This is a genomic window from Mucilaginibacter dorajii, from assembly GCF_024808255.1.
In the GTDB taxonomy this organism is placed as follows: Bacteria; Bacteroidota; Bacteroidia; order Sphingobacteriales; family Sphingobacteriaceae; genus Mucilaginibacter; species Mucilaginibacter dorajii.
Window position 1 is genome coordinate 23238 of the sequence record NZ_JANTYS010000035.1, and the last position, 14094, is coordinate 37331.

Genomic DNA, 14094 nt, shown 5'->3' on the forward strand with positions numbered 1-14094 from the left:
ATGAGCAATTATAACAACCACAACCAGCGCAGTTTCTTTTTTAATGTTGATTGGGTAATGGTGTTCCTGTACCTCGCGCTATGTACTATAGGCTGGTTTAACATTCATGCCGCGGTTTACGACGAAAAACACCCCAGCATCATTGATATATCTACGGTATACGGCAAACAGTTTATTTACATTATGGTGGGCATTGTGGTTGGCATGATCATTCTTTTGCTCGAAAGCAGGTTTCTTGCTGCTTTAGCGCCGGCTTTTTATGCTATCACAACGCTGTTACTGTTAGTGGTATTAGTGATAGGTAAAAACGTTGGGGGTAACCAGGCCTGGATAAATATGGGCGGCGGTTTCAGGCTGCAGCCATCGGAGTTTGCCAAATTTTCTACCTGTTTGTTACTTGCCCGATACTTAAGTTCTGTTAACGTAAAAGTAACCGAGCTTAAATCCTTTGCCATTGTGGCGGCCATCATTTTGGTGCCCATGCTACTCATCAAACTGCAACCCGATGACGGTTCAACCCTGGTGTTTTTTTCCTTGATATTTGTGTTATACCGCGAGGGCCTTTCACCCTATTTTTTGGTGACCATAGCTACCACAATCATTTTGTTTATCACCTCGCAATTGTATAACGAGTATTATATAGCAGGCATTATCATAGCTATTACAACGTTGATAGCTTACCTGAACAAACGCAACCGGCAAACCATTTTTAAAGCGCTGGTCGCGGGTATAGTTTGTATTGGCTTTGTATTGGTTGCCAAACCCATTTATAACCATGGTTTAAAACAACACCAGCGTGCACGTATTGATGTGGTATTGGGTATTACATCAGATACACGAGGCGTAGGATATAATCAAAATCAATCAAAAATTGCCATAGGCTCGGGCAGGCTTTGGGGTAAAGGCTATTTAAAAGGTACCCAAACCAAATACGCGTTTGTGCCCGAGCAGAGTACCGACTTTATTTTTTGTACCGTTGGCGAAGAGTGGGGCTTTGCCGGCTCGGTTGTTGTATTGGGCTTATACCTGTTCCTGCTACTCCGCATTATTTTTATTGCCGAACGGCAGCGCGCGCCATTTACGCGCATTTACGGTTACGGCGTGGCGTCCATCATATTTTTTCACGTGATCATTAACATCGCCATGGCTATTGGAGTAATGCCGGTAATTGGCATCCCGCTGCCCCTCATCAGCTACGGCGGCTCATCATTAATAAGTTTTACCATTTTGATATTCGTGCTCATCAAACTGGACTCGAACAGGATGGGAATAATTTAAGCTGCGGATGTGCGGCTCGAATATTTATTTGAGAATTTGTAAAATTGAAGATTTGAAAATGATTGGAATTCATTTATATGGACGATTGAGGAATTCTGTTAATTCATTAATTCTGAAAATTCAGGTTCAGACAAAAATCCTATCAATCCTTTAATCCCAAAAATCCCGGTTCAGGCAAAAATCGGTGAAATCACCCTTTAATCGGTGAAATCATAACCTAATATTCATCCCTGCCGAGTAATTCCGCAACGGCGATGCGTTGTAATACCGGTTGCCAACAGCATTCAAATCGTTACCCAGGCTGTATTTTTGATTGAGGAGGTTATCCGCGGCGGCAAAAATTTCTAAATGGGTTTTGTGGCCGATGGGCGGTTGCCAGCTCAGGCGGGCCTGCAGCAGGTTGTAATGCCCGGCGTAAACGGTGCTCAAATCGTTCAGCGGGATTTTTGAGGTATAATTATGCTGCACAAATAGCGATACATTTTCTGGTACTATAACCTGCAAGCTGCTCACTATAGTATGCCTTGGTACACCTGTTAATCGGTGGCCCGAGTAGTTGTTGGTGGCATCGGCATAATCCCTGAAGGTAAAGCCACCATAGGTATATGATTCGTTGAACTGCAACCCACGCACAAAATGCGTGCTGTTACGGCGGATGAACCAATTGGTAAATGACAGCTCAAAACCCGGCTGATTGGTGCCGCCCGCGTTGATATAATGTTCGGTTTCGTCGGCATTTAGGCGGCGCACAATGGCGTTGTTAATGCGGTAGTAAAATACGGAAGCATCTAACAGTAAGGTTTCGTCCTGGTTGCGCAGTCGGATGCCGGTTTCATAGTTCCAACCAATTTGGGCCTGCAGACTGGTATTAACGATATTATCAGTGGGCCTAACCTCGGCAGTTGTAGGCGTGGAGTATCCCCTGCTTACCGATGCGCGCCCGATAAAGTTATTGGTAAACTGGTAGCTTAATGCCAGCCTTGGCATCAGTTGGGGTGTAAAATCGCGGTTGGTAAAATTGCTTTGGTTAAGCGGGTAAATGTTTTTAAAATCGTAGCCATACCAGTTTAAGCTTACCGCGGCTTCAACATGCAAGCGCTTATAAATGTCGGCCGAGTAACGCCCAAATATAAAATGCTGGTTGGTGTGGATATTGTCGCTGGTTTGGGTGGTATCTTTCTGGCCTTTGTTATTGCCGTAATTACTAATCTGCGAGTTAGTTTGCTGCCACTCTACGCCAAGGTTCACTTTCCAATCCAGGTTTTGCTGTTTTAAGCCGGCCAGTTCAAAATAGGTACGGAAGCCAAAGGTATTTTCGCTGCGCTGCTCGTAATTGGTTATAAACGGATTGGCAAAATCAACATGGTTACCAAAAACAGATAATACGTTGCGGATGCGATCATTAAAATGATATTCATTAACAAGGCCGCCCAGGTACATTTTGGTGGTGATACCAATATGTTGCTGGATAGCACCAGGCAGGGTAGGTGTAGGTTGCCTTGCTTCGGTAGGATTTGTCGTAAACTGGGCCAGGTTCAACCCGCCCGGGGTTTGGTAAGCCAGGTTGGAGTATATGCCCAAAAACTTTAAATTGTTTTGACCGCTGTAATTCCATTTATCGGCTAACTGGATATAGTTACGATGGGTATCGCTGTTTTGGCGGTAGCCATGGTAAGTTTGAAAGCTTTGGTTAATGTTAAGCAGGTTGCTGCCGTTGCGCTGTTGAAGCGTTACCTTTTCATGGAACAGGCCGTAACTGCCGGCTGTAATTCCTGCCGATAGATAGCTGCTATCGGCAAAGCGGTTGATAGGGCTTAATAACATCACGCCGCCGGAGTTGGCACCAAACAAGCTGCCATCCGGTCCTTTTAAAATTTCGATGCCGCCAATGCTGCCAATATCTATGGCGTTTAAATAAGTATTGCCACCGGCATCGGTAAGCGGGATCTCGTCAAAATAGATCTTTACATCCCTAACCCCAAATGGCGACCGCAACAAACTCCCCCTGATAGATAAACGGTAACTGCCCGGTGACCGCTCCTCGGCACGGATGCCCGGTACAGTATTTAAGGCGGTAACAAAAGAGTAATCGGGTTGTATTTTCAATTGCGCTGCCCCAAGCACACTTACCGAAGCGGGAACGCTTAGCACAGGCTGCTCTGATAAATAACCACGTACGGTTATTGTTTTTAAACGGGTGGTATCTTTTGGGGTTGATTTTTTGCTTTGCGCACCAACATTTAGGGCAATGGCGAAAACAAAAAACAAAGCGAGGGATAATCTTTGCATATTATGGCTTAGAGGGGCAAAAGTAGGTGTTTTAACTTATAAGGTTTGCTTGCAGCGTGTAAATTTAAATAGGAGTATTTTGCTTTGATAGATGCGTGTGTTAGTCAAAGTTTTCCAGCATTTCCTCGTATTCTTTAATCAGTTTTTTAGTAGCCCGGGCAAGGTAAGCTGTGATGAGTAAAGTTTTCACATCATCGGGCGATACGGTTTCCAGCCGCACGGCCATATATTTATATTTAAGATAGTGCGGGGTTATAAAAAAGGTATGCGGATCTTTTTCTATCCATTTTTCGCGTTCAAGGGTATGGATGGCAAGCACCTCATCTTTAAATTTTACGTTCGCGAAAATTTTATCGTTTACATAAAAGGCCTGGTCTTCAAAATGCATTTTCTCATTAACACCGGGCAAGGGCAACACAATGCCGCGTAAAAATTGCATAAACAGGTGCATATCTGTCGCCATGTTTAAAGTTAGGTAATTTTCATATTATTCTTAATTTTCGTGTATGCAAAATAACCTTCAGCAAGCCTTTGGCAATATTGATATTTACCTGTTCGATCAGTTATTAAAGGGGCGATACAATCAATGTAAAACCGTGCTTGATGGCGGTTGTGGCGGTGGCCGTAACCTGGTTTATTTTTTACAAAACGGATTTGAAGTTTATGGGGTTGATCAAAGCCCGGCGGCCGTCGATGCTGTTAAGCAATTATCCGCTATGCTGTCGCCGGCTAATCCCTTATCAAATTTCGCCGTTTCGGGTGTTGAAGATCTGTCTTATTCTGATAATTTGTTCGACCTGGTAATCTGTAGCGCGGTATTACATTTTGCCGCTAATGAGCAGCATTTTGATAGTATGGTACGTTCCCTTTGGCGGGTACTAAAATCCGGCGGTTACTTTTTTGCCCGGCTGGCCTCTGATATTGGTATTGAAGATTTGGTGCAGCCATCAGGCAGCAGCCGATACCTGCTCCCCGATGGTTCTGAACGCTTTTTAGTTAACGAGCAAACCTTGCTGCGTTATGGATATGAATTAAAAGGAATTTTATATGAGCCGATAAAAACCACGAATGTGCAAAATTTGCGGTGTATGACTACCTGGTGTTTGCAGAAGAAGTAAATGCGTGGCCGTTTTTAGTTCAATAGCTTTCTGTACGCCAATGGCGAAATGTTTGTTTTGCTCTTGAATAGTTTGTTAAATGATTGCGGATATTCAAAACCTAACTGGTAAGCAATTTCGGCAACGGTAAATTCTGTGTTCCCTAATTGTTCTTTGGCTTTTTGTATCAGTTTATCGTGAATGTGTTGCTGAATGCTTTGCCCGGTAAGTTGTTTTAAACAATCACTCAGGTATTTGGGCGATATATTAAGTTGGGATGCAATGTAGGCGGCAGATGGTAAGGTGTTATTGCCGGAGTCTTCATCAAAGTGGTTTTTCAGTATTTCCTCTACTTTAACCAACAGGCTTTGATTAGCTGGCTTACGCGAAATGAATTGCCGGGTATAAAATCGGTTGCAATGTGTAAGTAACAGTTCAATATTGGTGATGAGCACATCCTGGCTAAAATTATCAATAGGTAGTTGATATTCCCGCTCGATGTTTTCAAAAATTGCCACCACTACTTTTTCTTCGTCGTCGCTCATGATGAGGGCTTCATTCATGGCATAATCAAAGAAGCCGTAGTCTTTTATTTTTTTTGCTAATGGGTAATGGTTCAAAAAGTCGGGGTGGATAGATAAAAGCCAACCCGATGGAGGGAATAGTGTTCCCGGTTCAATGATGCTCACTTGTTTTGGCGAAAAAAAAGACATCACGCCTTCGTTAAAATCATACTGGCTTTGCCCGTACTGGAGCTTGCAAGGGCATTGCCTTTTTAAGGTGGTTTGATAAAAATCCGAAATTAATTTTATCCTTTCCTTGGTTTCCTGCTGAGGTATATCTTCAAAACGCCGCAAGCCAATGAGTGGATGTTTAGGTTTGCCAATCCCCATTAACTCATGCAGCTGTGTTATCGATTTTATTTCAAACAGGAGCGTCTCTTTTGATTTCATGATAAACAAATTTACGGAAGTATTTATTTGAAATTATAAAAGGTCTGTGTCATCTGTTCGCTAATTTCCCATAGCCTTTGCTGGTCGGCCTTTACTAAACCCTGTTGCGGGATTTGTGTTAGCTCGGGGTACCCCCGCATTTCTCTCATTTTTAACGGGCCATAAAACTCACCGCTTTTTACGGTCGGGTCAATAGCGGCCCTAAGGATCGGGAGCATTCCCATATCAACCCTTTGGGCTATTAAGTATGTCAGTATTTTTATCATTAAGCTCATATCTGCCTGGATACCCGATTTGGTAAAACCAGGGTTGGCCAGCACAGTAATGATTTCGCTATTGGATTTTTTGAGCCGATCACCTAATTCAAGCGCAAATAGGATATTGGCAAGTTTACTTTGCCCGTATGCCGTCATACCATCAAAGTTTTGGGTGTGTTGTAAATCATCCCACTTGATAACGCTTTTACTGTATTTGGGCACAAAACTGGCAACAACAACAATCCTGGCATGTGGCGTGGCTTTAAGTATAGGCAAAAGTTTACCGGTTAAAGCAAAGTGCCCTAAATGGTTGGTGCCAAAATGCGATTCAAATCCTTGTTTGGTTTCTGTCCTTTCATTTGGCATGGCAATGCCCGCGTTGTTGATCAACACATCCAACTTTTTATATTTAGCGGCAAATTCTTCCGAGAACTGATCAACAGAAGCCAAATCGGCCAGATCGAGCTGCATTAAATCAATTATAGCGTTGGGGACTTCCTTCAGGATTTTAGCTCTGGCTGCTTTTCCTTTTTCTAAATTTCGTACTGCCATAATAACATTAGCGCCTTTTTCTACCAATGCTTTGGTAGTGCCAAACCCGGTGCCGCTATTTGCCCCGGTTATTAAAAAAGTTTTCCCTTTTTGTGAGGGTATATCGTTGGTTGTCCAATTTTTCATTCTTGAAATTTTATGGAACAAAAGTAGCTGGCGCCCAAAAACTAAATGTATCCAATTAGCGGATGGTTGTGTTCAATTGGCTGTTTCCTTTTAGTGATAGGTTTTTAACCCAGGAGTGATCGAAAGGATAAAAGAGTAGGGGATGTGCGATTCCTTCCTCTGGGAACTACTGTGTGTACACATCTTTCTAAAAAAGAAAAATGTCATTTCGATAGAGCGAAGGAGGGGGGTGTGGGGGCGCGAAAGAGAAATCTTCTACGAGCGACAAGCAAACGTAGCCTGTCGTATAAGATTTCTCACCCTTGCCCTGCAAAATCCCTCCCTCCAAGGGTTCGAAATGACAACGTTTTTGTTTAGTGATACGATTCCAAAAGACGTGTACACACAGTAGCCTCGGGGAAGGAGGAGTTAGGGGTTTGATCAGCTATTCATTGCCACATTTCTCGTCGCTTTTAGAAACCCCTCACTGCATTTGCTCGCATTCCCAACCACAGCCCTCCCGTTGGGCTACTGTGTGTACACATCTTTTCATCAAAAACGTTGTCATTTCGAACGAGCATGGGTGGGGAAAAGCGGGGCTGCGAGGAGAAATCTTGTACGTCTTGCACAGCTGAATGTTCGCTTTTATTAGATTTCTCCTCACCTCCGGCGCACAATCACCCACCGGTTCGTTCGAAATGACAACGTTTTTGTTAATGATACATCTTTCAAAAGATGTGTACACACAGTACCTGTTGGGAGGGAATAAAAAAAACTTTCGAACAGTCAAGGGCTTAAACCCGTAGCTAAAGAGAAGTATTGTTACTACAAATTATTTTTTTGCAATAAAAAAATAAACCTATATTCACATTTTCAAAACACGTGTTATTCTTACACTTATTATAAACCAATTTACAGCTGTTCAATATGTTTAAAAAGTTACTCACCTTAAATGTTAAAAAAATACAATCGATTGCGATGTTTTTTTTACTTGCGGGAAGTATAGCCGCAACGCCTGCCAAAGCAGTCGTCAAATCCTTTAAAAAAGGTACCGATGGCGTTACTTTTTCTTTAGATAAAGGCCTCTTGAAAGTATTGGTGCGCAGTGCCGATATTATAGAAGTAAAGTACACCATTTTTGATGCCTTTGAAACCAAGCCATCACTGGTTGTGATTAACAGCTGGAAAACGCCCACGCCCTACCAGGTTAGCTCAACCAAAACCGAAGTGGTGATCACCACCGCGAAACTTAAGGTTAAGGTTAATAAAGAAACCAACGCTATCACTTATACCGATTTAAGCGGTAACGTAATAACTTCCGAAGACAGCGAAAACAAAACTATAACCCCGGCAATTATTGCCGGTATCAATACCTATAACATCAGCACACAATTTACTTCGCCAACTACCGAGGCTTTGTACGGGCTGGGCTGTCACCCTTTGGATTCTTTATCTATCAACTACAAGGGCCGCAACCAGGAATTGCTGATCAAGTACCTTACCGGCGCTATCCCGGTGTTGCTATCAACCAAAGGTTATGGTTTACTGTGGGATAATTATTCGGCATCAAACTTTTATGGCGCCGAGGCTAATAACACCAAATTTAAATACGTATCTGAAAGCGGTAAACAGGTAGACTATTACTTTTTTTACGGGCCTGGTTTTGACCATATTATTGATCTGTACCGCACCGCATCTGGCAGGGCACCCATGTTTGGCAAATGGGCTTATGGCTTGTTCCAGTCACAGGACAGGTATATGAGCGAGAAAGAGATCCTGAGTGTGAAAGATAAATACCGCGATAACCATATCCCGGTTGACGTGATTGTGCAGGACTGGTATTACTGGGACCCATTGCCAATTGGTTCGCACGTGATGAAGCCCGAACGCTACCCGCATCCGCAGCAAATGGTTGATGAATTACACAAGGCAAACATCCATGCCATGATCTCGATATGGCCGGTATTTGGTAAAGGCACGCCCAACTATGATGCTTTAGAGAAAATGGGCGGCTTAACAGATATTACCTGGGATAACGTGGTTACCCATACTTTTGATACTTACTACGATGCCCACAACCCTAAAGCCCGCGAATTATATTGGGACCAGGCCCGCGATAGCCTGGTAAAACGCTACGGCTTTGATGCCTGGTGGATTGATCAGTGTGAACCAGATAACGGCGCTTTGCTTGATGCCCGTCGCCAAAGTAACTTTAGCATAGGTAAGGGTATCGATTACTTCAACACTTACTCGTTACAGCATACCAAAGGTGTATACGATGGTTGGCGCAGGGATATTCCTGGTAAGCGTGCGTTTTTCCTGGTACGTCAATCATTTGCAGGCGAACAGCGCAATGCGGCCACCTTATGGTCCAGCGATATTGAGTGTACGTTTTGGAATTATAAAAACCAGGTACCGCAAGGCATCAACGCCTGCGCATCGGGCATCCCGTACTGGACATCTGATATCGGTGGATACCATTTCCATTGGAAAGCAGCCGATTGGTCGCAGCCGGATAAACGCGAGTTATTTACCCGTTGGTTCCAGTTTGGCGCGTTTTGCCCCATCTTCCGTATCCACGGTAAAGGCGAGCGTGCTTTATTCAGCGATAACTGGGATGCCGATACCAAAGCCATCCTGTTAAACTTTGATAAACTTCGTTACCGTTTACTACCTTACATTTATTCGTTGGCCGGCCGCGTAACGCAGGATAATTACACCATGATGCGTGCGCTTACCTTTGATTTCAGGAACGATCAAAAGGTCTATGGCATCCCGGATCAGTATATGTTTGGACCGGCGTTTATGGTTAACCCGGTTACCGAGCAGCTATATACATCTGCCGATGCCGATAAAAAAGCCAAAGCACGCCAGGTTTATTTGCCTGCCGCTACCAAATGGTATAACTTCTGGAATGGCGAAGTACTTGATGGTGGCCAAACCATTAGCGCTGCCGCGCCTATAGAGATATTGCCGCTTTATGTAAAAGCGGGTTCGATTATCCCGATGGGGCCACATATGGAATACGCTACCGAGAAAAAAGCAAGCAATATTGAGTTGCGCATTTATCCCGGTGCCGATGGCACTTTCAAGTTTTACGAAGACGAGAACGAAAGCTATAACTACGAAAAAGGCCAGTTTGCAACCTTCACCTTTAACTGGAATGATAAAGCGCACAAGCTAACCATATCTGATACCAAAGGTCATTTCCCAGGCATGCTTAAAACCCGCACCTTTAGCGTGGTACTGGTAAAAGGCGCGCACGGATCAGATGTTGGCATAACTGCCAAAGCAGATAAAGTTGTAAAATATGCTGGTAAGGCTTTGGTTGTAAATATGTAGTTGGGAAGAGTCAAGAATTAAGAATCAAGAGTTAAGACAGCTACAGCTGCGGAAATGAACGTTAAAAACGTGTTATTGCGAGTGGCAAGATAAAGCAACCCTGGTAGGAAAAATGATAATATAAAGCTTTGTCATTGCGAGGAACGAAGCAATCTCGTAGCTATGCTTATCCGCTCTGTAGAGCTACGAGATTGCCGCACTGCGCTCGCAATGACATAATTTATTGTGGGGGCTAAACATCGCACTCTATTTAAATACATTTTTTTCCATCTTGGTTCTTGACTCTTAACTCTTGATTCTATTCTTTATCTTTCCAAACTAAAAACCTTTATCCCCATTGAAAATTACAAACCCACTATCGCCGGTAAAAATATTATTGCTGTTGGGTTTTTGTTTTTTTAGTGTTTGGGCATCGGCACAAAAAAAGAACGCGGGGTACCAGTACCATATCCGCAAAAGCGCGGGCCCGATAGTTATTGACGGGTTGATAGACAGCGCCTGGCTTAAAACAGATTCGGCAGATAAGTTTGCCATGGTATTGCCTATGGATACCAGCCTGGCTACCGTACATACCATTGTGCGGATGACGTATGATAACAATAACATTTACGTATTGGCGGTTTGTTACACAGCCGGCCCAAACCAATACATGGTTGAGTCGCTTAAGCGTGATTTTAACTTTCAAAAAAACGATAACTTCATCTTTTTTCTCGATCCTTTTGATGCCCGTACAGATGGCTTTAGCTTTGGTGCCAACGCGGCTGGGGCACAGTGGGACGGTACCATGTACGAGGGTGGCAAAGTAGATTTGAGCTGGGATAACAAATGGACATCGGTAGTAAAAAACTATCCGGATAGATGGGTATTTGAGGCGGCTATCCCTTTTAAAAGTATCCGCTATAAAAAAGGCGTTGGTTTGTGGGGCATCAATTTTAGTCGTAACGATTTAAAAACTACCGAAAAATCGGCCTGGGCACCTGTACCAAGGCAGTTCCCTACGGCGGCGCTGGCTTATACCGGATCGTTGGTTTGGGATGAGTTGCCGCCCGATGCCGGTACCAATATTTCGATAATTCCCTATGCGCTTGGTGGTATTTCTAAAGATTATACCAATGGCAGCAAAACAGATTGGAAAAAAGAATTTGGTGGCGATGCTAAGATCGGCCTTACCTCGTCCTTAAACCTTGATCTTACAGTAAATCCCGATTTTTCGCAGGTGGATGTTGATCAGCAGGTGGTGAACCTTAACCGGTATGAGTTGTTTTTTCCCGAGAAACGCCAGTTCTTTTTAGAGAACGGCGACCTGTTTGCCAATTTCGGCTATTCGGATATCCGGCCTTTTTTCTCGCGCAGGATAGGGCTTAACGCGCCCATCAGGTTTGGCACCCGACTTACAGGCAAGTTGGATAAAGATTGGCGGGTAGGCTTAATGGATATCCAAACCGGCGAATCAAACGATGCTATTACACCAGCGCAAAACTACGGGGTGCTCACGCTGCAACGAAGGGTTTTCAGTCGGTCAAATATTGGCTTTATGTTCATCAATAAAGATGCGACAGGATCATCGGCACCGGGCAACGCTTATAACCGCAACGTGGGTATGGAGTATAACCTGGCATCGTCAAACAATGCTTTCACGGGCAAGCTATTGGGAATAAAATCATTCACAGCAGGCCTAAAAGGACATGACATTGTAGCCGCCGGTCACCTCCAGTACCTTAGCAAATATTGGACCCTTTATTTGCAGGATGAGTATGTGGGCAAAAACTATACAGCCGGCATGGGTTATGTGCCCAGGGTAGGTTATAACAAGATCAGTCCGCTGGTATTGCATAGTTTTTTCCCTAAGCAGGGCAGCATTTTAACACATGGGATACAGTTGTTGAGCAATTATTATTTTGATGAGCATTTTAAAAGAACGGATAACGAAAGCAGCCTGGCTTACATTATCACGTTCCGTAACCGTAGTGTATTTACGCTAACTGGGATTGATACTTATATTAAATTGCTGGTTCCGTTCGATCCAACCAATACCGGCAAAACACCTTTACCTATAGGTAATCAAAATCATTGGAATACTATCGACGCGCAATTTGCCTCCAAACCGCAAGCGCTGTTTACTTACCTGCTTGAAGGCCTGCATGGCGGCTATTACATTGATGGCAGCCGCAGCAGTTTGATAGGGCAGTTGGGTTACCGCTTTCAGCCTTATGTGAACCTATCGGTAAATACTTCTTTTAATGACCTGCATTTACCAGCACCATATAACAATACCACGTTTTGGCTGGTTGGGCCACGGGCCGATGTTACGTTTAGTAATACCCTTTACTTTACCACTTATGTGCAATATAACGGGCAGGTAAAAAACATCAATACCAATGTGCGCCTGCAATGGCGGTACAAACCTGCGTCAGATTTCTTTATTGTTTATGGCGATAATTCTATTCCATCGCCATATATGGTTAAAAACAGGCAACTGGTAGTGAAGTGGACTTACTGGTGTAATTTATAGTTGGGGTTCGAGGTACGGACAAGCAGCATTGGGCTTAAACGCTGGCGAAGACTCACCCGGCTACGCTGCGCTGGCCACCCTCTCTTCACCTGCGGTGGAAAGAGGGGGTTTAATAGCTAATAAACTGATTATAAGTAATATAAATACAAAAATCTTCAAGCCCATCTTTCCGGCGAAGCCGAAGAGAGGGTGCCGCGCATAGCGCTGGCGGGTGAGTCTTCGCCGCCATGCGATCTACGTCATTCCCGCCTTCACAGTCGCGGATTTTAGAACAATGACGATTTTTTTCGGTTTTCAAACCGCCACCAACCTATTCCACTCCGGATGTCTTTTCAAATAAGCAGCAACATACACGCATAGTGCTACAATTTTAAGTTGATGCTCTTCAATGTAATTGAAAGCCTTTTCAACAAGTGCAGCGGCAACGCCCATGCCTTCCAGTTCAACCGGTACTTCGGTATGGATAAGATATATTTTATCGCCTTTTAATTTATAGTCAATAAATGAGCGATGGCCATCAACAACAAGCTCAAAATTGTGGATGGCTTCGTTATTTACAAGGGGGATTTCCTGGTATTTCATCAATTCTAATAATATAAGTTACGCTAAAAGTAAGTATTTGATTGAGGTAATATCCTATCCCTTTTTTAATTTTGTAGCCGAACTAAACTGATAACACAACAAGCTGCGTTATGTTTATTGCCGGCGGGTTGCTTTTTAAGTAATAACAAAAACTATTTTCAAAAAACAGGTTAATGTTACGTTGCAGACTAAACCATCAGCGTAAAAAAGCATCTGTATGCATGGCCGTTGGCTCTATTTGGTAAAATTAGGCCGTTGGTTAGTAAAAAAAATATTAATATAAAAACAAAGAGCATAACCTATAGGCCGATATAAACGACTGGTATTAACTATGTTATTTGTATTTTTAAATTATAATTAATTTTGATTTGTGCTTCTATTTTTATAGAATTACATGAAGAAACGGCCCTGGTTTCGCCCCAAATGAAAACTATTGTGAAGCAACTCAAGTGTTTTATACTTCTGGCTGTATCATTGCTATGCTTTACTGGCGTTATGGCACAAGCTAACCATCCGCAATACCTGGCTAAACTTAAAGCTAAGCCTAAGCCCGCAAAAGCACAATACGTAGCGCCAGTTAAAGGAAGCCCGCAGTTTAAAGAGTTTTCGTTACTGTTGGCGCAGGCCAATGTTGAGTTTACTTTTCCAAAAGGATTTAAGGAAATTCCGGCTGTTAACAATGAGGATTTTTCTTTTGATTACGGCATGGAAATCCCTGGGCAGGAGTTTGAGATCTGGTTCCAGGTAAGGTCATTAAAACAAAACTGGTTTAGCTTTGAGCGTAACCATGAGCAGGAAAATCCCGATTCGTCCTATCTTAAAATAGGACAGGCAGTGGCATCTAATTTCACCGGCGAGCAGGATAACTTTATCCGCAGCATCCCCGCAAATGTATTGGCCCGTTACAGGGCCGATGCCGGGAAATCATATTTGTTAAACCTCACTGATTCGCAGGATACCAAGCATTATAAATATGCTTTGCTTATCACACTGCAAAAAAATCATACAGGCACTATCATGGCCGTTTGTTTCACCAATGAAAAAGATCCCGAATTTTTCAGAAACATTGATAAGGCCAGTAACTGCCTTAAGTTTAAACCACGTTAGTATAATGTTAATAAGTTGAC

At 43.3% G+C, this 14094-nt stretch carries 10 protein-coding genes; 5 read left to right on the forward strand and 5 right to left on the reverse strand.

Translation table 11 applies throughout. From position 1 onward, the window contains the following. Complete coding sequence (gene rodA / locus FHS10_RS27550; RefSeq protein WP_259097257.1) at positions 1–1278, forward strand: rod shape-determining protein RodA; 1278 nt, start codon at positions 1–3, stop codon at positions 1276–1278. A 210-nt stretch (positions 1279–1488) separates the two neighbouring features. On the opposite strand, the gene FHS10_RS27555 is transcribed toward rodA, so the two are convergent. Both FHS10_RS27555 and FHS10_RS27560 read right to left on the reverse strand, forming a co-directional pair. Further along, positions 1489–3567 (reverse strand): TonB-dependent receptor, encoded by a 2079-nt coding sequence (locus FHS10_RS27555; protein WP_259097259.1) that lies wholly within the window; start codon positions 3565–3567, stop codon positions 1489–1491. 100 nt (positions 3568–3667) lie between these two features. Beyond that, on the reverse strand, positions 3668–4030 hold the full coding sequence (locus FHS10_RS27560; RefSeq protein ID WP_259097261.1) for an MmcQ/YjbR family DNA-binding protein: 363 nt from the start codon (positions 4028–4030) through the stop codon (positions 3668–3670). A 43-nt stretch (positions 4031–4073) separates the two neighbouring features. Here FHS10_RS27560 and FHS10_RS27565 point away from each other — a divergent pair, with 43 nt between their 5' ends. Next, on the forward strand, positions 4074–4685 hold the full coding sequence (locus tag FHS10_RS27565; protein ID WP_259097263.1) for a class I SAM-dependent methyltransferase: 612 nt from the start codon (positions 4074–4076) through the stop codon (positions 4683–4685). Positions 4686–4699: 14 nt separating this feature from the next. On the opposite strand, the gene FHS10_RS27570 is transcribed toward FHS10_RS27565, so the two are convergent. Beyond that, a complete protein-coding gene (locus FHS10_RS27570) occupies positions 4700–5617 on the reverse strand; it encodes a helix-turn-helix domain-containing protein (RefSeq protein ID WP_259097265.1) in 918 nt (305 codons plus the stop codon). Positions 5618–5640: 23 nt separating this feature from the next. Then, a complete protein-coding gene (locus FHS10_RS27575) occupies positions 5641–6552 on the reverse strand; it encodes an oxidoreductase (protein ID WP_259097266.1) in 912 nt (303 codons plus the stop codon). 957 nt (positions 6553–7509) lie between these two features. Here FHS10_RS27575 and FHS10_RS27580 point away from each other — a divergent pair. Together FHS10_RS27580 and FHS10_RS27585 are read left to right on the forward strand one after the other, a co-directional pair. Next, positions 7510–9873, forward strand: coding sequence for a glycoside hydrolase family 31 protein (locus FHS10_RS27580; protein ID WP_259097268.1), 2364 nt, complete (start codon positions 7510–7512; stop codon positions 9871–9873). A 337-nt stretch (positions 9874–10210) separates the two neighbouring features. Further along, positions 10211–12385 (forward strand): DUF5916 domain-containing protein, encoded by a 2175-nt coding sequence (locus FHS10_RS27585; RefSeq protein WP_259097270.1) that lies wholly within the window; start codon positions 10211–10213, stop codon positions 12383–12385. Between the two features lie 294 nt (positions 12386–12679). Here FHS10_RS27585 and FHS10_RS27590 read toward each other — a convergent pair whose 3' ends face one another. Further along, positions 12680–12967: a GNAT family N-acetyltransferase gene (locus tag FHS10_RS27590; protein ID WP_259097271.1), complete on the reverse strand. Its 288-nt coding sequence runs from the start codon at positions 12965–12967 to the stop codon at positions 12680–12682. A gap of 495 nt (positions 12968–13462) precedes the next feature. Between FHS10_RS27590 and FHS10_RS27595 the strand changes: the two genes are divergently transcribed. Next, positions 13463–14074 (forward strand): hypothetical protein, encoded by a 612-nt coding sequence (locus FHS10_RS27595; protein ID WP_259097273.1) that lies wholly within the window; start codon positions 13463–13465, stop codon positions 14072–14074. The last annotated feature ends 20 nt before the right edge of the window (positions 14075–14094 follow it).